At 38.7% G+C, this 20,384-nt stretch carries 18 protein-coding genes; 12 read left to right on the plus strand and 6 right to left on the minus strand.

Annotated elements, in window-relative coordinates; all coding sequences use genetic code 11:
* Window positions 1-153 precede the first annotated feature (153 nt).
* Entirely contained in the window at window positions 154-1,482 is a 1,329-nt protein-coding gene (locus tag NSQ41_RS08005) for a PhoH family protein (protein ID WP_339211401.1), read from the plus strand.
* 274 nt (window positions 1,483-1,756) lie between these two features.
* Here the strand turns inward: NSQ41_RS08005 and NSQ41_RS08010 are convergent, their stop codons facing one another.
* On the minus strand, window positions 1,757-2,254 hold the full coding sequence (locus NSQ41_RS08010) for a peptidyl-prolyl cis-trans isomerase (RefSeq protein ID WP_327855915.1): 498 nt from the start codon (window positions 2,252-2,254) through the stop codon (window positions 1,757-1,759).
* 280 nt (window positions 2,255-2,534) lie between these two features.
* Here NSQ41_RS08010 and NSQ41_RS08015 point away from each other — a divergent pair, with 280 nt between their 5' ends.
* The 5 genes from NSQ41_RS08015 to NSQ41_RS08035 all read left to right on the plus strand — a co-directional run bounded on the left by NSQ41_RS08015 (window position 2,535) and on the right by NSQ41_RS08035 (window position 12,112).
* On the plus strand, window positions 2,535-2,819 hold the full coding sequence (locus NSQ41_RS08015; protein ID WP_063389660.1) for a YlaN family protein: 285 nt from the start codon (window positions 2,535-2,537) through the stop codon (window positions 2,817-2,819).
* Between the two features lie 227 nt (window positions 2,820-3,046).
* A complete protein-coding gene (locus NSQ41_RS08020) occupies window positions 3,047-4,219 on the plus strand; it encodes an FtsW/RodA/SpoVE family cell cycle protein (protein ID WP_311067232.1) in 1,173 nt (390 codons plus the stop codon).
* Window positions 4,220-4,288: 69 nt separating this feature from the next.
* Window positions 4,289-7,732: a pyruvate carboxylase gene (pyc, locus tag NSQ41_RS08025; protein ID WP_063389662.1), complete on the plus strand. Its 3,444-nt coding sequence runs from the start codon at window positions 4,289-4,291 to the stop codon at window positions 7,730-7,732.
* Window positions 7,733-8,175: 443 nt separating this feature from the next.
* Entirely contained in the window at window positions 8,176-11,781 is a 3,606-nt protein-coding gene (locus NSQ41_RS08030; RefSeq protein WP_339211403.1) for a dynamin family protein, read from the plus strand.
* Between the two features lie 64 nt (window positions 11,782-11,845).
* Window positions 11,846-12,112: a YpbS family protein gene (locus tag NSQ41_RS08035; protein ID WP_063389664.1), complete on the plus strand. Its 267-nt coding sequence runs from the start codon at window positions 11,846-11,848 to the stop codon at window positions 12,110-12,112.
* Window positions 12,113-12,415: 303 nt separating this feature from the next.
* Here NSQ41_RS08035 and NSQ41_RS08040 read toward each other — a convergent pair whose 3' ends face one another.
* Together NSQ41_RS08040 and NSQ41_RS08045 are read right to left on the minus strand one after the other, a co-directional pair.
* Window positions 12,416-12,583 (minus strand): hypothetical protein, encoded by a 168-nt coding sequence (locus NSQ41_RS08040; RefSeq protein WP_157727946.1) that lies wholly within the window; start codon window positions 12,581-12,583, stop codon window positions 12,416-12,418.
* The gene (locus tag NSQ41_RS08045) at window positions 12,561-12,980 is read right to left on the minus strand and encodes a reverse transcriptase-like protein (protein ID WP_339211405.1); all 420 of its coding nucleotides are present in this window, start codon (window positions 12,978-12,980) and stop codon (window positions 12,561-12,563) included. The genes NSQ41_RS08040 and NSQ41_RS08045 overlap by 23 nt, the downstream gene beginning before the upstream one ends.
* Before the next feature lie 353 nt (window positions 12,981-13,333).
* Here NSQ41_RS08045 and NSQ41_RS08050 point away from each other — a divergent pair, with 353 nt between their 5' ends.
* A complete protein-coding gene (locus NSQ41_RS08050) occupies window positions 13,334-13,552 on the plus strand; it encodes a zinc-finger domain-containing protein (protein ID WP_339211407.1) in 219 nt (72 codons plus the stop codon).
* Window positions 13,553-13,622: 70 nt separating this feature from the next.
* On the opposite strand, the gene cspD is transcribed toward NSQ41_RS08050, so the two are convergent.
* The 3 genes from cspD to metA all read right to left on the minus strand — a co-directional run bounded on the left by cspD (window position 13,623) and on the right by metA (window position 16,313).
* A complete protein-coding gene (cspD, locus tag NSQ41_RS08055) occupies window positions 13,623-13,826 on the minus strand; it encodes a cold-shock protein CspD (protein WP_063389667.1) in 204 nt (67 codons plus the stop codon).
* A 378-nt stretch (window positions 13,827-14,204) separates the two neighbouring features.
* Complete coding sequence (locus NSQ41_RS08060; RefSeq protein WP_063389668.1) at window positions 14,205-15,344, minus strand: diglucosyl diacylglycerol synthase; 1,140 nt, start codon at window positions 15,342-15,344, stop codon at window positions 14,205-14,207.
* Window positions 15,345-15,404: 60 nt separating this feature from the next.
* A complete protein-coding gene (metA, locus tag NSQ41_RS08065; protein WP_063389669.1) occupies window positions 15,405-16,313 on the minus strand; it encodes a homoserine O-succinyltransferase in 909 nt (302 codons plus the stop codon).
* A 181-nt stretch (window positions 16,314-16,494) separates the two neighbouring features.
* On the opposite strand from metA, the gene NSQ41_RS08070 reads away from it, so the two are divergent.
* The 5 genes from NSQ41_RS08070 (at window position 16,495) to NSQ41_RS08090 (ending at window position 20,271) form a co-directional block, all read left to right on the plus strand.
* The gene (locus NSQ41_RS08070) at window positions 16,495-16,968 is read left to right on the plus strand and encodes a glutathione peroxidase (RefSeq protein WP_063389670.1); all 474 of its coding nucleotides are present in this window, start codon (window positions 16,495-16,497) and stop codon (window positions 16,966-16,968) included.
* 97 nt (window positions 16,969-17,065) lie between these two features.
* A complete protein-coding gene (locus NSQ41_RS08075) occupies window positions 17,066-18,190 on the plus strand; it encodes a conserved virulence factor C family protein (RefSeq protein ID WP_066250259.1) in 1,125 nt (374 codons plus the stop codon).
* Window positions 18,191-18,249: 59 nt separating this feature from the next.
* Window positions 18,250-18,684, plus strand: coding sequence for a BrxA/BrxB family bacilliredoxin (locus NSQ41_RS08080; RefSeq protein ID WP_063389672.1), 435 nt, complete (start codon window positions 18,250-18,252; stop codon window positions 18,682-18,684).
* Window positions 18,685-19,158: 474 nt separating this feature from the next.
* The gene (locus tag NSQ41_RS08085; protein ID WP_339211409.1) at window positions 19,159-19,740 is read left to right on the plus strand and encodes a YpjP family protein; all 582 of its coding nucleotides are present in this window, start codon (window positions 19,159-19,161) and stop codon (window positions 19,738-19,740) included.
* 15 nt (window positions 19,741-19,755) lie between these two features.
* A complete protein-coding gene (locus NSQ41_RS08090) occupies window positions 19,756-20,271 on the plus strand; it encodes a phosphatidylglycerophosphatase A (protein ID WP_063389674.1) in 516 nt (171 codons plus the stop codon).
* Window positions 20,272-20,384: the final 113 nt, after the last annotated feature.

Raw genomic sequence — 20,384 nt, forward strand, 5'->3', positions numbered from 1 at the left:
TCGGAGTTTACTCCCGACTGGATTGTAGAAGACATCGGCTTAGGCAGCATCTTTCTTTATTTATTGTTTAATAAACCTTCTATCTTTATTCATAAAGACATATATTTTAGCTAAGGAAGCCTCCAATAATTTCGGATGAGGGAGGAAGAAAGATTGGGCAAGATATATGTGCTGGATACGAATGTTTTGTTGCAGGATCCGAATTCCATTTTTTCCTTTGATGAGCACGAAGTTGTAATACCTGCCGTTGTTCTTGAAGAGGTGGATTCCAAAAAAAGATATATGGATGAAGTTGGACGAAATGCGCGCCAAGTTTCAAAAATCATTGATCAGTTGAGGGAACAAGGGAAATTGCACGAAAAAATTCCTCTGCCAAACGGCGGATCTTTAAGAATTGAATTAAATCATCGTTCGTTTCATGATCTGCAGGAGATTTTCGTGGAAAAAACAAATGATAACCGAATTTTGGCAGTAGCCAAAAATTTATCATTGGAAGAGCAATCAAAGAAAGATGGAAAATCGGTAATTTTAGTCAGCAAAGATACTTTAGTGAGAGTGAAGGCAGATGCGATTGGACTTCATACTGAAGATTTTCTGAGCGATCGTGTAGTAGAAATTGACCATATCTATACAGGGTTTCTTGACCTTTACATAAGTATGGAAAACTTAAACCGATTTTATGAGAAAAATGAGCTGCTGCTGTCGGAAATAACCAATCATCCTTTTTATCCGAATCAATTTATTTTGCTGAAGGATGCTTTAGGAGGCAAATCATCTGCCATTGGGATTGTCGATAAAACAGGGAAAAGATTGAAAAAGATTGTTTTTCAGCATGACCATGTTTGGGGAATTCAGCCGAGAAATGTTCAACAAACGATGGCATTCGAACTATTAATGAGACACGATATTCAGCTCGTGACTTTGATCGGCAAAGCAGGTACAGGAAAAACGCTTTTGGCTTTAGCGGCCGGGCTGATGCAAACAGAAGACATGGAATCATATAAAAAGCTTCTTGTCGCCAGACCAATTGTTCCAATGGGAAAAGATATCGGTTTTTTGCCGGGAGAAAAAGAAGAAAAACTGAGGCCTTGGATGCAGCCGATATGGGATAATTTAGAATATTTATTTAATACGAAAAAAGCTGGCGAGCTTGATGCGATTTTAGCAGGTATGAATTCGATTGAGGTGGAGGCGCTGACTTATATTCGCGGCAGGAGCATCCCGGAACAATTTATCATCATCGATGAAGCGCAAAATTTGACGAAACATGAAGTGAAGACAATTTTAACAAGAGTTGGTGAAAAAAGCAAAATTGTGTTGATGGGGGATCCAGGACAAATTGATCATCCTTATTTAGATGAATATAACAATGGGTTGACCTATGTAGTGGAAAAATTTAAAGATCAAGCAATTGCCGGGCATGTAAAATTACTGAAAGGCGAACGATCCCAATTGGCGCAAATAGCAGCAGATTTGTTATGAAAAAGTGAGATGTTGTAGTTTTTAAAAGCCTCAGGGGTCAGAGATAAAAGTGTGAGCTTTGCAGAAGCTGATTTATCTTAAGCTCTTTGCAGCATCCAAAAAGATTTTTTGCGCTAACATTTGCGATTCTACTCAAATTGTGAGCAATGGAAAAAAAGGGATTGTCCAGAAAGTCAAATCGCCATTGGTAATAAACACCGATATATCAACGTTTCTAAAACATTAATGGGGGCGTCAATAAGCCGTAAAACGACTTATTAGACACCCCCAAAAATTATTTTACGATTATTGCTCTCACCTTTTTAATTGGATCATTGCGGTTCGAGCCATCTCCGTAAATGATGTGGACAGGGCCGTCTTCTTTTAGCGGTTTTCCTTCCTTGCTGAATGCCAAAATGCATTCTTCTGCTTTTTCAATCGGCATTTCGACTTCGCCGTTTTCGGTTTCAAAAACGACCGTTTTGGCGTTCGTTAACGGTTCAGCATTTGATAAAAACGGTTTAAGCGGCATGCCGAAAGTCCCGGTAAGCACCTTTTCTTTTTCAAATTTTTGTTCCGTTTTTAAAGTAGGCGGAAATACAGCTCCCTCCTGAATCTCCCGTTGCCATTGATTTGCTGTTTTTTGCACATAGTCCTCTTCTATGTTTTCCTCTTTGCGGCCTTGATCAAAATATGTATTTAAATCAATGCGGCGGTCATCAAAGATCCAAACACCTGGGTCCAAAGTAATTGGAAATTTTACATTCCCTTTTATTTGAATAATATCGCTCATGAGCATCCCTCCACGTTAAAGTATAAGCGCTTTTATGGATTTTGTCACATTCCGTTGCCCATTTCAGTTCAAAAAGGCGACAGTCAGGCGGCTGAGTCCAGACGCGGCAAATCAATCAGACGAATTCTTCTAGCATTTTTTTGGAAGGTTCATACATATATATGAACAACTTTAAAATTATTAGGGAAGGAGGGTGCGTGTTTCCTTGCAATTTTCCTTTATAACATTTAATATTAATAGATAGAATAGGGATTCCTTAATGGGGAACGGAGGGATTCAGATGGCATCATTTGAAATGGTTCTTAGTCACCGGGAAAAGGCTCTTTCGCTTTTAAAGGCGGATGCAGATAAAATCATGAAATTGATTAAAGTACAAATGGACAATTTGACAATGCCTCAATGTCCTCTTTATGAAGAGGTTTTAGATACGCAAATGTTCGGATTATCTCGGGAAATTGACTTTGCTGTCAGACTAGGCCTGATTGAAGAACGCGAGGGAAAAGCTCTGCTTGATGAGCTTGAGCGTGAGCTGTCAGCTCTGCACGAGGCATTTGTACGAAAATAAAAAGCTTGCTCAAACCGGTAAAAAAAAGGTTTGGGCTTTTATTTTATCTTTTCCATTTCTCATATCGACCTTCCACAATAGGTGTTCCTTCGCAATTTTTATTTTGCCATTGAGAAAATGAATTGTTCAAAGTATAATAGAAAATAAATTTTCTTTACACTTATGAAAACAATGACTGTGTATTTATTTTGCAACAAGAAGAGCAGCAAGTCGTAAGGAAGATGAACATGTTGAAACGAATTTTAAAATCATATGATTATTCGCTTATTTTAGCAGTTTTCTTATTATGCGGTTTCGGCTTGGTCATGGTGTACAGTTCAAGTATGATCATGGCAGTCACGAGGTATTATACGGAAAGCGATTATTTTTTTCGCAAGCAATTGTCCTCGCTCCTGCTTGCAACGATAGCTTTTCTAGTAATGATGTTTTTTCCGTACCGCGCTCTGCTGAACGGAAAATTTATAAGAATTTTGTTTTTTGGATCGATTGCTATTCTCGGGCTGTTATTTATTTTTGGACATGTTGCCGGCGGTGCGCAAAGCTGGTTTAAAGTTGCCGGAAGAGCCATTCAGCCGGGAGAATTTGTCAAGCTTTCCGCCATTATTTATTTATCAGCTGTATACGAAAAAAAGCAATCGTACATATGGCACTTCGGAAAGGGAGCATTGCCTCCGGTAATCTTTACCGTATTGATTTGCGTTTTTGTTATGCTTCAGCCTGACATTGGGACATCATTCATTATTGGAATGATTGCCTTGTCTATTATTTTATGTTCAGGTATGGGCATCAAAAACATGTTAAAGTTAGTATTGCTTGCTTTATTTTTCTTATTGCTGCTAAGTCCGCTCATTTTATTTAAGGCCGATGATATTTTTAGTAAAGAACGTCTTTCCCGCTTTACAGGGTATACGGATCCATTTGAACATGAAGACGGAGCAGGTTATCAGCTCGTCAATTCATATATTGCGATCGGATCCGGAGGTCTTACTGGACTGGGGCTGGGGGAAAGCGTGCAAAAATACGGATATTTGCCGGAAGCGCACACTGATTTTATTATGGCCGTTGTAGCGGAAGAGCTAGGTATTTTCGGTGTATTATTTGTTCTTACGCTTTTGGCGTTTATCGTTTTAAAAGGCCTCTATATTGCAAGAAAATGCACCGACCCGTTTGGTACATTGATTGCTGTAGGAGTTTCAAGCATGATCGCTATTCAAACGGCCGTCAACTTGGGAGGAGTGACAGGACTGATCCCGATCACTGGTGTTACATTGCCGTTTGTCAGCTATGGAGGCTCATCGTTATTAGTACTTTTAATATCGATGGGATTGTTAGTGAATGTTTCAATGTTTGTCAATTACCGGGAGCAATATAAAAAAGAAAAAGAAATTGCAAGCATGTAATCGTTCCGCCATATGCTGCTCTAATTTTATTTTCTTGAAAATCTAATATACACTGCAAGGGGGATTTATATGACGAACAGAAAAATTGAAAAAATCTTAGTAGCAAACCGTGGAGAAATCGCGATTCGGGTATTTCGAGCTTGCAATGAATTGAATATCCGAACTGTTGCAATTTATTCCAGGGAAGATTCAGGTTCTTATCATCGATATAAAGCAGATGAAGCTTATTTAGTTGGCGAAGGAAAAAAACCGATCGAAGCATATCTCGATATTGACGGTATCATTGAAATTGCAAAAGCTCATGACGTGGATGCTATTCATCCCGGATACGGTTTTTTATCTGAAAATATCGAATTTGCTAGAAAATGCGAAGAAGCCGGAATCATTTTTATCGGCCCTAGAACAGAGCACTTAGATATGTTTGGCGATAAAGTGAAAGCTAGACATCAGGCGGAAAAGGCCGGAATTCCAGTCATTCCAGGCAGCAACGGTCCAGTCAAAAGCTTGGATGAAGTGATTCAGTTTGGTGAAGAATACGGGTATCCGTTTATCATTAAAGCTGCTCTTGGCGGCGGAGGCCGGGGTATGCGCATAGTCCGTTCAAAGGCTGGAGTAAAGGATTCTTATGAACGAGCTAAATCGGAAGCAAAAGCTGCATTCGGCAGCGACGAAGTGTATGTAGAAAAGCTGATCGAAAATCCGAAGCATATTGAAGTGCAAATCATTGGTGACCACGATGGAAACATTGTTCATCTTTATGAGAGGGACTGTTCTGTCCAACGTCGTCATCAAAAAGTCGTGGAAGTTGCTCCAAGCGTTTCTTTAAAGCAGGAATTAAGGGATAAAATTTGCGAAGCGGCTGTACGGTTAATGAAAAATGTCAACTATGTCAATGCAGGTACGGTGGAATTTTTAGTTTCCGGAGATGACTTTTATTTCATCGAAGTAAATCCGCGTGTTCAAGTAGAACATACGATTACTGAAATGATTACAGGGATAGATATCGTTCAAACACAAATTCTTGTGGCAGAAGGCCACTCAATTCACAGCCCGGAAGTTGGAATTCCAAGACAGGAAGACATTAAAACATGGGGATATGCTATTCAAGCAAGGGTGACGACGGAAGATCCGCTGAACAATTTCATGCCGGACACTGGAAAAATTATGGCGTATCGTTCCGGAGGCGGCTTTGGCGTTCGATTGGATACCGGAAACAGCTTCCAAGGCGCTGTTATTACACCTTATTATGATTCATTGCTTGTAAAAGTATCGACATGGGCGCTATCGTTTGAGCAAGCTGCCAGAAAAATGATTCGAAATTTAAGAGAATTTCGAGTTCGCGGAATAAAAACAAATATTCCTTTTTTGGAAAATGTCATTAAACATGAGAAATTTTTATCTGGAGAATATGATACGTCCTTTATTGATTCATCACCTGAGCTGTTCGTTTTCCCGAAACAACGAGATCGGGGAACAAAAATGCTCACATATATTGGGAATGTGACGGTGAACGGTTTTCCAGGCATCGGGAAAAAGAAAAAACCAGTATTTGATGAGCCACCAATTCCGCACGTAAAATTATCGGAGCCTATTCCAGAAGGAACGAAACAAATTTTAGAGAAAGAAGGAGTCGACGGCCTTGTTAAATGGGTAAAAGAACAAAAACAAGTGCTGTTGACGGATACGACTTTCCGAGATGCTCATCAATCATTGTTGGCAACTCGCGTGCGTACAAATGATATTAAAAAGATTGCTGAACCTACTGCGAGATTGCTTCCAAACCTGTTTTCGCTTGAGATGTGGGGAGGAGCAACGTTTGATGTTGCCTATCGCTTTTTAAAAGAAGATCCGTGGGAAAGACTTCAAATTGTCAGAAAGCATGTGCCAAACTTGCTTCTGCAAATGCTTTTGCGCGCATCGAATGCTGTCGGATATAAAAACTATCCAGATAATGTAATTAAAGAATTTGTCGAAAGATCAGCGGAAGCAGGCATTGATGTGTTCAGAATCTTTGACAGCTTAAACTGGGTAAAAGGGATGACCCTTGCCATCGATGCTGTCCGAAAAACCGGAAAAATTGCCGAAGCAGCCATCTGTTATACAGGGGATATTCTCGATCCAACAAGAAGAAAATATGATTTGAATTATTACAAACAGATGGCAAAAGAATTGGAAGCATCAGGCGCACAAATTTTAGGCATTAAAGATATGGCAGGATTGTTGAAGCCACAGGCGGCATATGAGCTTATTTCAGTGTTAAAAGAAACGGTCGATCTGCCAATTCATTTGCATACACATGATACGAGCGGAAACGGCATTTACACATATGCCAAAGCGATCGAAGCAGGGGTCGATATTATAGATACGGCGTTGAGCTCAATGGCCGGTTTAACTTCTCAGCCAAGTGCCAATTCTTTATATTATGCGCTTGAAGGTTCGGAAAGAAGACCGAATGTTAACATTCAATCATTGGAAAAGCTGTCTCAATATTGGGAAGAAGTGCGCAAATATTATCAAGACTTTGAGAGCGGCATGAAAGCTCCTCATTCAGAAGTTTATGTACATGAAATGCCTGGCGGACAATACAGCAATTTGCAGCAGCAGGCGAAGGCTGTAGGTTTGGGTGACCGCTGGGAGGAAGTGAAAGAAATGTACAGCCGCGTCAACCAAATGTTTGGTGATATTGTCAAAGTAACTCCGTCATCAAAAGTTGTTGGTGACATGGCGCTCTTTATGGTTCAGAACAATTTAACGGAAGAAGACGTATATGAGCGTGGAGAATCGCTTGACTTCCCAGATTCAGTCATTGAATTTTTTGCCGGATATCTCGGCCAGCCGTACGGAGGCTTTCCGAAAGAGCTCCAGCGCGTGATTTTAAAAGGCCGTGAGCCGATTACAGTTAGACCTGGTGAGCTATTGGAGCCGGTTAATTTCCAAGCATTAAAAGAAGAGCTGGAGCAGCTGCTCCATCGTGAGCCGACGCCTTACGAGACGATCGCTTATGCACTGTATCCAAAAGTGTTCACGGAATATTTGAAAACATATGAACAATATGGAAACATTTCTGTTTTAGATACACCGACATTCTTCTACGGAATGCGTTTAGGCGAAGAAATTGAAGTGGAAATTGAAAAAGGAAAAACGCTGATTGTGAAGCTAGTTTCCATTGGCCAACCGCAGCCTGATGGAACGCGGATCGTGTACTTTGAATTAAACGGCCAGCCGCGTGAGGTTGTCATTAAAGACGAGAGCATCAAATCAACTGTTCAGCAAAGAGTCAAAGCAGATCCGCAAAACCCTGAACATATTGGAGCATCTATGCCTGGAACAGTAATTAAAGTCTTGGTAGAAAAAGGCGAAAAAGTAAATAAAGGCGATCATTTAATGATCACTGAATCAATGAAAATGGAAACGACTGTTCAAGCTCCGTTTGCAGGTGTTATTAAAGATATTTATGTGAAGAGCGGAGAAGCTATTCAAACAGGTGATTTGTTAATCGAAATCACTAAATAATAAATTTTGTGCCAGCCATTTTTGGCTGGTTTTTTTATGTAAAATTTTAAAATTTAAAACTTCGTTTCGAAAAAACTATTGAAAATGATTTTCACTCATGTTATTCTTTAATTAATGATGAAAATCATTCTCAAGAAAGGCTGTGACGACATGACAATGCTTTTTGTCGGTAGTACGGTTTTGATTTATAGCATTTTAATCGGATATGTTTTGAAGCGAGTCGATTCAAATTCATAAATAAATTTTTCATATATTACATAGCGGGGATTGGCAAAAAACAGTCAATCTCTTTTTTATGGGAAAACTGAGCTTTTTAACAGTCGCTTGGGAGGAAGCGAAGCGGGTTTTTTCTTGTCCAGGCTCCTGAAAATAATTTTTTTGCCTTCATTTACGGGCAATATGGTAAAATCAACATGAGGAATTGACGAAAAGGAGCCTGAGGTATGGGAAATGTAGTTGAGCAAGAACGAATCAGCAGCTTGATTCAAATATTTGAAAAGCTTCCTAAAGAAGTCAAAGCTTCCTATAAACAAAAATGGAAAGAATTAATTGAAAAAGAAATGCAGGATCAAATCCAAATTGCATTTATGGGCCATTTTTCGGCAGGAAAATCATCGCTGTTAAACAAGCTTGCAAACGGAACCATTTTGCCTTCGAGTCCGCTTCCGACCAGCTCCAATATCGTCATGCTGGCGAAAGGCGAACGTTTGACCCGTGTGCATCTGTTTAATGGCAAAATGTATGAATCGAAAGACGATTTGGATAATGAGCTGATCAGCAAGCTGTGCAAACAAGAAAATGAAATTGAAAAAGTATTTATTCAACGGCCTTATTTTACGATTCGTGAACATCTGATTTTAACAGATTCGCCGGGAATTGATTCGACGGATGACGATCATCGCAAAAGAACAGAATCGGCGCTCCATTTAGCGGATTACATCGTATATGTGACGGATTATCATCACGTTCAGTCGGAGCTGAATTTTTCTTTCTTGTCAAAGCTGAGGGGGATGAATAAACCGATCATCGTCATCATCAACCAAATTGATAAGCATCAAGAAGATGAAATACCTTTTTCAACGTTTAAAACAAACATTGAAGCCTCGCTGACAGCTATCGGAATTGAAAAGGAAAATATTTATTATACGACAACGAAATCGCCTGAGCATCCTTTAAACGAATTTAAGCAGTTAGAGGAGCGGTTAAATGGGCTAGTCGATAATAAAAAGCATTTAGTGCGAAAAAATGTATTGGAGCAGGCAAAAATTTTGCTTCAACAAATGAAGGAGGATTTGTCTAAAGAGAAAGCGGAGAGCCTTCATCTCTCATTGGATGAATGGAATCAGCTTGATCAGCTGCTTCAAAACAGCCAGCAAAAATTGTCGGAAATAGAACAGAAGCTCAAACTGATAGATGAAGACATTAAACAGTTTGAAGCAGCATTTGATCAAGAACTTGATGGTTTGTTGAGAAACGCCAATCTTATGCCTTATGATACAAGGGAAAAAGCGGCAAAATTAATTGAAACCCAGAAAAAAGATTTTAAAGTTGGTTTGTTTTTCTCAAAAAAGAAAACAGAAGAGGCAAAACGAAATGCACTTATTCAATTTTATGAAGAGCTGGCCAAAAATGTGGAATCGCAAATTGTATGGCACATCATCAATATGGCGAAAAAATATTACGAAAAGCATCATATCGACCAACCTTCTCTTTTACAGCAAATACTAAGCTTTTCGATCGAATTTGATGAAAATATGCTGCTTGACGTGATCAAACCAGGGGCTGAATTAAACGGTCAATATGTGCTCCAGTATGGGAAAGATGTTTCAAATGCTGTACAGCAATTGTGCAAACGAGAAGCTCAAAGCTTGCGCGATCACATGATCAAAGCGTTACACAAGATGAATCAAACAGAAAGAGAACGGATGAAGCAGGAGCGGGAACAGCTTACAGTCAAACTGATGCAAATGTCTAAAGCGATTGATGAGAAAGAACAATTTATGAATGAGTTTAAACAGCTTTCCGACATATTAAATGGTCAAGGAACTGTTGACAATATTGATATCGAGCGATGGAAAGCCGAACATCTGCAAAAACAAATCATGGAATGGAATTCTCTTCAATTCCTTATTTCGAATGAAAAGCAAAGAAAAGATAAAAAAATAGAGAAAAAAGAAACCGAACGAAAACATGAAGCGGCGAAGAAAGATCAAATGATAAATAAGCTGCAAAAAGGGATTGAAATTTTAAATGAGACTGGGCTGGAGCATTCAGCCAACCGCTTAAAAGAAAAACTTTCTCAAATTGAGAACCGCTCCTTTCAAATTGCAATTTTTGGCGCGTTTAGTGCAGGAAAATCGAGCTTTTTAAATGCCTTGATTGGTGAAAAAATTTTCCCTTCCTCGCCAACTCCAACAACCGCTGTTATCAATAAATTAACCGGTGTTAAAGATGGCAAAAAACACGGGGATGTGGAAGTAGTCTTTAAAAATGAGCAGCAAATTTTAGAAGAAATTAATGAATTGCTAGCACCGCTTTCTCTTAAGGCGGAGCGATTTTCCGGTTTGCGCGAAGCGATGCTTCAAGCAATGAAACGAACGGAAGATGAAATGGTTCAACGAAGGCTGAACACCTTTTTAGAAGGAATCTCATTTTATGAAAAAGAAGATCAAAAAGTGAAATGGATCAAGGCAGATGAGCTTGAGTCATTTGTTGCAAAAGAAGAACGGTCATGTATGATTCAGGATGTAACGATTTATTATGATTGTGATCTGACTAGAAAAGGGATTACTCTTGTTGATACTCCAGGTGCGAGTTCATTTCACGGCCGGCATACAGAACTTGCTTTCCAATATATAAAACATGCGGATGCCATTATCTTTTTAACTTACTACAACCATCCATTTTCAAAAGGAGATCAGCAGTTTTTGGATCAGCTTGGTCTTGTAAAGGACGCCTTTACGTTAGATAAAATGTTTTTTATCATCAATGCAATTGATTTGGCGGAACATGATCAAGATGCAGAAGATGTTCGAAATTATGTCGAGCAAATGTTATTGTCCCATTCAATCCGAGAGCCGAAGCTTTTTCAAGTTTCAAGCTTACAGGCATTGGAAAAGAAAAAGATTTCAAAGGTTCGAGACGAGTTTCCGCATTTTCTTAAGTCGTTTGAACATTTTATCCATCATGAATTGATGACCGTTTTAATTCAAGCGGCTGAACATGAATTTCAACAGGCGGTCTCAGAACTTTCAGATATGATCAAGCTTTTGGAGCTTGATGAAAGCGAACGCGATCAGAAAATTCGCGAATTGAAGGATCAGCTCAATCGCATGCAGGAATTAATTCGTACGCAATCAGTTGATGAATACGTTATAACATTCCAACAGGAAACGGAAGAATTGAACTATTACGTAAAACAGCGGCTTCTTCATAAACTTCCGGAGCTGTTTAAAGAGGCGTATCATCCTGGCAAATTTACAAACAACACAAAGGGAGAAGCAGCCATTTTAATGGATTGTTTTAACGAAATGATAGAAGGACTGAATATTCAGCTCCAGCAGGAAATGAACGCTACAACACTTCGTATTGAAAATTATTTAAACGGAATATTGCAAAAAATCAATCAGAACCTTTCCGACATGGTTGCTAAACAATGTGAAGCAGTTCCGTTTTCAAATATAGAAGAGGTTCAATGGGAAGAAATCCGGATCCAAGTTTCCGTTTTCCCTTACATTCAATTTGATGTTTCAAAAGCACATAAAGTGTTCCGAAATACGAAATCATTTTTCGAGCAGAACGAAAAGCAAAAGCTGTTTGATATTTTAGAACAGAATTTGAAAGATACGATTGACATGTCGGTGAGAGCTTTTGAAGAGCATCTGGCTCGCCATTACGAAGCATTATTGAAAAAGGAAATCGAACAGCTGAAGGAAAAAATGATTCAGGAAGGGGAACAATTTATTCAAGCTAGATTAAAAACGTTGACAGCACCAAATGATGTACAATGGATGAAAGAAAAATTCAATGAATTAACATCGCTTTCATAAAGAGGGGCAGAAGCTCCTCTCTTCCTTTGAAAGTGCTCGAACTTAAAAATTAGGGGGAAAAAAGATGGCAGAAGTACATAAAGAGATAACAAAGCATTCAAACCGACAGCACGAGATCGTGAAAAGGTTTTTGCATCTAGAAGAAAAACGGGAGCAGGCAATCGATGAAGCTGTAATGCTTTGCGAAAAGGGGCTTCATTTTTCCGTGCAAACGATTAACGAAATTACAAAAGAAATGAATGAGCTGGCCAGAACCACCGGAATCGTTCCGCAGCGAAAATACGTAACGGAAGAAATGGTAAAAGAATATGTAAGTCGGAAGCAAAGCTAAAAGGAACTGGATGACCCAGTTCCTCATAAAATTTATGGAAGAGTCTTTATTTTCTGGATGCTAACAGAACGTGCAAAATGGTTTGTGGAAATGTTTTTTGCCGGGAGAAGCCGCAAAAACAAAGCTCATCCCTCTGATCAAAAAGCGGATGATCTCATGGGGCCCCGCTCTTGATGGAACGCTCATAAACGTTGTTAGTATATTGTGTTCTAATATTAAAGGTCCCGGTGAATGTTCACAAACGTTGTTAGTTTATCGCGCTAATACATTAAGGTCCCGCTGAACGCTCCGAACGTTGTTAGTTTATTGCGTGCTAATACAATAAAGGGTTCCAATGAAAGACCAGAACGTTGTTAGTTCTTCTTCAATAATATGAGTTAACACATAAAGCCCTCCGAACGATAAAAAATGCTGTTTCCAAATATAAGCAACGCGAAAAAACTTAAAATCAGCCGCTTGTTGTTCCTTCATGATCAATCCCTTTTTGAAGCTGCAATGCTTTTTTGGCTAATTCATCAGCCGTTTTGTTTTGCTTTTCGGGAATCCATTTAATAAAAAACAAATCCAATTGATCGATGAGCTTTAACGCTTCTTGAAGATGGCTGTTATAGCGTTGATTTTTTGCATAACGTTTAAGCACTGCTTGCTCCACTGCCTGTGAATCGGTTCTGAAAGAGACGATCTTATATCCTTTTTCAAGGCAGATCATAAGTCCTTTGACTAATGCAGCAAATTCAGCTTCATGATTATCCATGACGCCAAGGGGGAAAAAATATTTTTCTTGAATGTTCGATCCTTTTATATAAATACCGGCGCCGGAAAGTCCGGGATTTCCTTTTGCCGCACCATCTATGTAGACTTCTACCAATCAATTTCACTCCCTTAGAGGAATTTTTTTAAAAATGAAGAATATAACATGTCATCAAGATCATGATATGGATGAAAAAAGCTTAAAATAGATGTGAGGAACTTTTGATCTTATTAAGTAAAACATCTATTTGACTGCCTTTTTCTTTTTAAAAAAATCGATGTGATTATACCATACAATTCGATCAATGTCTGTAAAAACCCTTTTGAGTGAATCGGTTGCAAGGTTGAACAGAATATGGTATAAAAAATTAGTCTCTTCAATTGAGAATGCGAAAGATACATTTTCGAGAAAGTACAATCTCTTTTTGTGAAACAGCATAATGATAAATAAAAAACAGTGGAGATGGAATGATGAAAGATCGTGCGGCTATATTTGAAAAAGTGACTGAATTAATGGATGAATATTGCGTAAATTGTTTTTTAAAAGCTCATTTTCGAAAAGAATACGGAAAAACATATGCCCATTCATTTTGTATTAATAAATGCACGGTGGGACAGCAAATTAAAGAGCTGGGGAAAAATTTGAGGGGGACACGCAAACGCGTCGATCGAAAATTCAGTAATAAATAAAAATTCCGAAAATAAAAAATAAAAAGAGGCAAAAGCCTCTTTTTATATTTGAAGATCAAATGATCATCGATTATAATTTTACAACGTTCGCTGCTTGTGGTCCACGATTTCCTTGGACAATTTCAAAAGATACCGCTTGACCTTCTTCTAAGGTTTTGAAACCTTCGCCTTGAATTGCAGTGAAGTGGACAAAAACATCGTCTCCGCCTTCAACTTCAATAAAACCATAACCTTTTTCATTGTTAAACCATTTTACTTTACCATTTTGTTGCATATTTCGATTTCCTCCTAATACTTTCCGCACAAAGCCGTGCTTAAAAAATTTTTTATCATTTAACAGGAATATAATGCAACAAGCAAGGTCTCAAAACCTTAGGCTGCCTATATTCAGCTAAATGATATATCTACTATACACTAACCAATTATTGAAAGTCAAGTTTATTCCAATGATTCGAATTTTTGTCAAAACGCTAAGATGGAAATTGATTGGGAATAAATCAGCTTAATTGCCGGCTACATGACAAGGATGCTTTCACCGTGAAAATCGGTGCTGTTTTCTCGTAAAAAAAAGCATTTTCCAGGTAATACGAGGAAGTTAATACGATAAAGCGACATCATTTTATAAAAAAACGAATGTCTTATTGACACTCGTTTATGAAATATGTTCATGAATATATTTAGACATTCGTTCACTTTCTAACTTTATGTCGTCTAAAATGGTGTCCACAGCGTTTGGATGGTACAGTTGAAAAATATTTTTACGCATTCGTTTTAATTTATCAGGTGAATGCAATAATTTGTTCACCTCATCAATCATATCAGATACATTGTTGACGATGACCGCAGCGCCGTGTTTTGCAAAGAATTCCGCGTTTTCTTTTTCCTGCCCAGGAACCGGGTTGTATAAAACGAGAGGAACCGAAAGGGAAGAAGCTTCTGTTAACGTAATTCCTCCGGGTTTTGTAATCAACAAGGAAGCAATTCGAAACAGCTCGTCCACTCTTTCGACGTAACCCAAAACTTTCAATTGATCTCTGCTTGCTTTAGCAAGAGGGGCTAAGCGGTCTTTGAGCGCATGATTGTTTCCGCATACAACAACGGTTTGGACGTTTTCTGAATAGCGCATCGCTTCGCAAATTTCTTTCACATTTTTTAAGACGCCGTGAGCACCTGCCATAATAAGCAAAATATGTTTGTTCTCACTTAATCCATATTTGCGGTACAACGGTTCTATCTCAATATTTTCTTCAAATCGGCTGCGTATAGGAATTCCGGTAACTTTTACGTCTTTTTCGTCGATCCCTAAGCTGAGAAGTTTTTCTTTTACATCTTCACATGCAACATAATATTTATCTATGTTTTGATGCACCCAAATTTTATGTAAACAAAAATCTGTCATGACATTAAAGGTCGGAATCACGTGACCGGTGCGTCTCCGGTATTCGGGTACGACGATCATTGGAAACGTATTGATGATGATATCGGGTTTTTCAGCAGCAATCACTTGTTCGAGTTTTTTTCTGCCCATTGTGTAATAAACATTCATGACTCGTTTATTGTACATTTTATCTACACCATAATAAAACAAACGGTAAAACTGTTTTCCAAACGAAAAGCTCTTTAAATACAGGTATTTTGTGAATTCAGTAATGAGTGGATGAGACTCTTGATATAGATCGCAAACGATGACGTCCATACCCCGTTCCATACATCGCTTTTCCAGCGTCTTTGCCACTTGAATATGCCCGTTTCCGTACTTTGCTGTCAAGATCAAAATTTTCTGCTTATTCATAAACGATTTCATCACCTCAATTTCAGAACGTCGTATTTTAATCCGACCAGGTTGCTATTATTATTCCCAAATATAAGGAGTTTCTTGATATACATAATAGTTAAGCCAGTTGACAAACAGCAAATTCGCATGTGACCGCCAGCGATTGTAAGGCGATTTCGTCGGGTCGTCATTAGGGAAATAATTTTTTGGGATTTCGATGTCAAGTCCTCTCGCCAAATCTCGTTCATATTCATCTCTTAATGTTGTTGCATCATATTCAGGATGTCCGGTTAAAAAAATAAATCTCCCGTCTTTCGAAGAAATAAGACATACACCCGCTTCATCCGAATAAGACAAAATCTCTAAATCTTTTTGTTTTTTCACTTCTTCCACATCGATGTCCGTATGGCGAGAATGGGGAACGTAATAGATTTCATCGAAACCTCTTAACAGCTTGACGGAAGGATCTGATATTTTATGTTCAAAAACGCCGAAGCATTTTTTCGGCAGCATATATTTATCGATGCCGTAATGATAAAATAGGCCTGCTTGAGCACCCCAACAAATATGCAAAGTAGATGTCACATTTTCTTTCGTCCATTCAAAAATGTTTGTCAACTCTTCCCAATAATTAACAGCATTAAAAGGCATTTTTTCAACAGGAGCCCCTGTTACAATCAACCCGTCGAATTTTCGATGCTTGACTTGATCAAACGTTGTATAAAATTGTTCTAAATGCTGCTTTGCCGTTGTTTTTGGCGTATGGGTTTTCGGACGCAAAAACGTGATATTAACTTGAAGCGGAGAATTTCCTAAAAGTCTGAGAAGCTGGGTCTCCGTTTTTTCTTTTTCTGGCATTAAATTTAAAATGGCAATATTTAATGGGCGGATATCCTGAGTGTAAGCCCTTTTTTCATCCATCACGAAAATGTTTTCCTTCTCCAATATTTCTTTTGCCGGCAAATTTGCTGGTATATTAATTGGCATGTATGTGCACCTCCGGAATGTAATCGAAAAACAAAAAAATGAATCATGTGCAGAGCGAAACAGAACATGATCAGACTAAGTTTTGCTAATATTATAGATAGTTTAAAATGATATTTCAATTTTAGATTTGTTATTATTATGACTGTAATGTAAAATCAACGTAAATGGAGGGGGAGGCGTGATGACTGTTTATGACTTTGATGTAAAAACCGCAGATGGGCAAACAATATCACTATTACAGTATAAAGGAAATGTCATGCTCATTGTCAATACTGCAAGTTATTGCGGCTTTACGGAGCAATACAAAGATTTGCAAAATTTATATGAAACATACAAAGAAAAAGGATTTGTCGTACTGGCGTTTCCGTGTAATCAGTTTGGCAATCAGGAGCCGGGAACGGACGAAGAAATCCAAACATTTTGTGAAAATTATGGTGTGACATTTCCCGTCTTTTCAAAAATTGATGTGAGAGGCCCGAATGCCCATCCTTTATTTGTGTATTTGACCGAACAAATTCCAGGCGTGTTTGGAACAAAGATGATTAAATGGAATTTTACAAAATTTTTGATCGACCGCGACGGCAATCCGGTAGAGCGATTTGTTCCGCAAACAAATCCGAAAGACATCGCTCCTTATATCGAAAAGCTTTTGTAAATTCTCCATTATTTCACTGCAAGTGCTTTTGGAAAGAATTTTGCAGACTGGCATGTTAAAATGGAACTAGCTAAGAGGAAGTAGGGAGTGACATCTTGTGAACATTAAGTCGATTGAACCTACCCCAAGCCCTAATACGATGAAAGTAATTCTCGACCAAGAGCTTCCGGCAGGTAAAAGGAACAATTATAAAAAAGAAAATGCTCATGAAGCACCAAAGGAAATCCAATCCATTTTAGCAATTGAAGGGGTGAAAGGGGTTTATCATGTTGCAGATTTTATGGCCATTGAACGAAACAGCAAATATCATTGGCAGGATATTTTATCAGAAGTAAGAAGCATTTTCGGTGAGCAGGTTGAAGATAACAGCCAGGACGCCTATTCTCCTGAAGAAGGATATGGCGAAGTAAAAGTGTTTATTCAAATGTTTCACGGCCTGCCGATGCAAGTAAAGCTGACAGACGGACATGAGGAGCGCCGCTACGGGCTGCCTGAACGCTTCCGAAACATGATCATGGAAGTTCAAAAGCATGCGAACAACGTTGTTTTAGAAAGGGAATGGAAGGAGCATGGCGTCCGCTACGGAGATTTGGATGCAATCGGCCAGGAGGTTGTCGATGAAATATCAGCAGCCTATCCGGATGACAGGCTGGAACGCATAAAAAATAGAATCATTCATCAAAAGGATGAAAAGGAAACGTTTAAGCGATTCAGCTACAAAGTAACGGTTGACATGCTTGATGATCCTGATTGGCAAAAGCGGTTTGCCCATTTGGAGCAAATGGATCCAACGCTTGAAGATTTAGATGTGCTGGAAAAAGCGTTGAATGATGAGAAAGCATCGATACGAAGACTTGCAACGGTCTATTTAGGAATGCTCGAAGATCCGGCTGTCCTTCCTTTGCTCTATAAAGCGTTAAAAGATAAAAGCGTTACTGTTAGAAGAACAGCAGGTGATGCGCTATCTGACATCGGGGACAAAGCGGCTATTCCTGAAATGGCGAAAGCATTGAAGGACAAAAGTAAACTTGTTCGTTGGCGAGCAGCCATGTTTTTGTACGAAGTAGGAGATGAATCTGTTTTAAAGGAACTGAAGGAAGCGGAAGACGATCCAGAATTTGAAGTGAAAATGCAAATAAAGATGGCAATAGAAAGGATCGAAAAAGGAGAAGAAGCAAAAGGATCCGTTTGGAAGCAAATGACCGAAAGCCGGCAAAAGTAGCATATTTCTGTTTCATAAACGAATAATGTTAAATATAGTAAAAATTAGGGGGATTGAAAATGTCAATGGCTTATGAAGAGTATATGCGTCAGCTCGTTCAACCGATGAGAGATGAGTTGACAAATGCCGGATTCCGCGAATTAGTTACACCTGAAGAGGTGGATCAATTTATGGAATCAGCGGAAGGGACAACGCTCGTCTTTGTGAATTCCGTTTGCGGCTGCGCAGCGGGACTTGCAAGACCAGCGGCAACACAAGCTTTAGTAAGAAGCGAAAAAACTCCTGACCATCTCGTAACAGTTTTTGCGGGTCAAGATCGGGAAGCGACGGCAAAAATGAGGGAGTATTTTATCGGTTATGAACCGTCGTCGCCGTCAATGGCTCTTTTAAAAGGAAAAGAAGTTGTCCATTTTATCCCAAGACATGACATTGAAGGCAATACGCTGGAAGGAGTTATGGAAAATCTTCTTCAAGCATTTGAAAAGCATTGCTAATGATATTCAGCTTCTTAAAAGTAAAAGAGGGGCTGTCTAATAAGTCGATTTTCCGGCTTATAGACGCCCCTTTAATGTTTTAGAAACGTTGATATATCGACGCTTATGATGCTTCGATTTCAGTGGATTTTGACTTGCTGGACAGCCCCTTTTAGTCTGTAAGTTCCATTACAATTAAATATGCAAGTGTAATAAAGCTACCTATTATGAACATTGCATCATACATATGTACTTTCCTCCAATCAACTAGAAAAAATTTTGCAGGATGAGTTGAACGGTCATTTTCTGCCGGTTTCCCAAATTGTCGGCTTCCGATCTGCTGCCTCCAACTTCTGATTTTTATTTTACCCTTTTTTCTCGTTTTTTTGAACCCATTTCTTTTCAGTCAAAAAACTCTATCAAATATCTATTTTGATTAAAATATGATAGAATGATAGTATCGTTTGTTCATTTGGCGGAAAGGATGTTGGGAACTTGAAAAATTGGATTCGAAAATCGCTTGTCGTTTTATTTACACTCGCAACATTCGGGCTTGTAGCGCCTCCGTCCGCCTTAACCGTCAATAAACAGGCTCCTGACGCAAACTATGCACCGGAGGCCGAAGAGAAAAAACTATTACTGCATCGTGATTCACAAGATCAGTCAGCAATAGAACAGCCAAACATTGTCGATCAATTTTTGTTTGAAGCGGAAAAACAATCATTTGAAAAATTCGGTAAAAAAATCAGCGGTGTGATAGAAGATGAGTTTCGCAACTTAGTTTTGCCGCAAATGGAAGAAGTGATCAAAACCTTCTTGGCAACGGAGAAGGAAAAATTTGCAGATTTGGCTATATCCCAAAAACCTGCGAATGGAAAAGGAGAAAAAATTTTTCACATTTATGATCGTATGAGCGGAAAAGACTTGATACGATTTCATGTTCGCGTCGATCATCCGCCAAAACAGGGCTATTGGTTTGATTTTCATTACCATACATACCATGACCACTTTCAAACCCATTATGCATTGGGGAAAATTTATTGGGACACAAACACACCTCCAAATTGGTTGCAGTAAAGGAAGTGATTGAATATGGCGTATTCACTTGAAAAGCTCCAAAAAAAAGCGATTGAATTGTTGGAAGATCGGGGAGTAACATTAAAAGACATTGGACAAATCGTGTTGGAGCTGCAAAAAAAATACATTCCCGATCTGTCTCTTGAAGAATGCACATACCATGTTGAAAAGATTTTAAGAAAACGAGAAATCATTCATGCTGTCTTGACAGGAATTGCTTTAGACAAGCTTGCGGAACAAAAATTGCTTCCTGAACCGCTTCAGCAAATTATCGAATCAGATGAACCGCTATATGGAATTGATGAAATTTTATCGTTATCGATTGTAAATGTTTATGGGTCAATTGGATTTACGAATTATGGCTATTTAGACAAAGAAAAATTTGGAATCATCAAAGAGCTGAACAATAGCCATGACGGGAAAGTCAATACATTTTTAGACGATATCGTGGCAGCCATTGCTGCAAGTGCAGCTAGCCGCATTGCTCATAATAACGAAGATGTAAATGATAAGCTGGAAGAGATAAAATAATTTCAGAAAGTGTGCAGCGGGAAATAATTGGCGATTCGCCAATTTTTCCATTTTTAAAGATGGAGATTGCAAAAATAAGCTGCATGAGACGGCTTTTTCGATCCGGATTTTGA

This window comes from Aeribacillus sp. FSL K6-8210, assembly GCF_037963925.1.
Lineage (GTDB): Bacteria > Bacillota > Bacilli > Bacillales > Aeribacillaceae > Aeribacillus > Aeribacillus composti.

Bases quoted from the DNA above. Each gene is read 5' to 3' on its own strand.
- NSQ41_RS08070 (WP_063389670.1), top strand. From the start codon at position 16,495: ATGACTGTTTATGACTTTGATGTAAAAACCGCAGATGGGCAAACAATA.
- NSQ41_RS08035 (WP_063389664.1), top strand. From the start codon at position 11,846: ATGGCAGAAGTACATAAAGAGATAACAAAGCATTCAAACCGACAGCAC.
- NSQ41_RS08080 (WP_063389672.1), top strand. From the start codon at position 18,250: ATGTCAATGGCTTATGAAGAGTATATGCGTCAGCTCGTTCAACCGATG.
- NSQ41_RS08060 (WP_063389668.1), bottom strand. From the start codon at position 15,344: ATGAATAAGCAGAAAATTTTGATCTTGACAGCAAAGTACGGAAACGGG.
- cspD (WP_063389667.1), bottom strand. From the start codon at position 13,826: ATGCAACAAAATGGTAAAGTAAAATGGTTTAACAATGAAAAAGGTTAT.
- metA (WP_063389669.1), bottom strand. From the start codon at position 16,313: ATGCCAATTAATATACCAGCAAATTTGCCGGCAAAAGAAATATTGGAG.
- NSQ41_RS08090 (WP_063389674.1), top strand. From the start codon at position 19,756: ATGGCGTATTCACTTGAAAAGCTCCAAAAAAAAGCGATTGAATTGTTG.
- NSQ41_RS08050 (WP_339211407.1), top strand. From the start codon at position 13,334: ATGAAAGATCGTGCGGCTATATTTGAAAAAGTGACTGAATTAATGGAT.
- NSQ41_RS08010 (WP_327855915.1), bottom strand. From the start codon at position 2,254: ATGAGCGATATTATTCAAATAAAAGGGAATGTAAAATTTCCAATTACT.
- pyc (WP_063389662.1), top strand. From the start codon at position 4,289: ATGACGAACAGAAAAATTGAAAAAATCTTAGTAGCAAACCGTGGAGAA.
- NSQ41_RS08015 (WP_063389660.1), top strand. From the start codon at position 2,535: ATGGCATCATTTGAAATGGTTCTTAGTCACCGGGAAAAGGCTCTTTCG.
- NSQ41_RS08040 (WP_157727946.1), bottom strand. From the start codon at position 12,583: ATGAAGGAACAACAAGCGGCTGATTTTAAGTTTTTTCGCGTTGCTTAT.
- NSQ41_RS08020 (WP_311067232.1), top strand. From the start codon at position 3,047: ATGTTGAAACGAATTTTAAAATCATATGATTATTCGCTTATTTTAGCA.
- NSQ41_RS08030 (WP_339211403.1), top strand. From the start codon at position 8,176: ATGGGAAATGTAGTTGAGCAAGAACGAATCAGCAGCTTGATTCAAATA.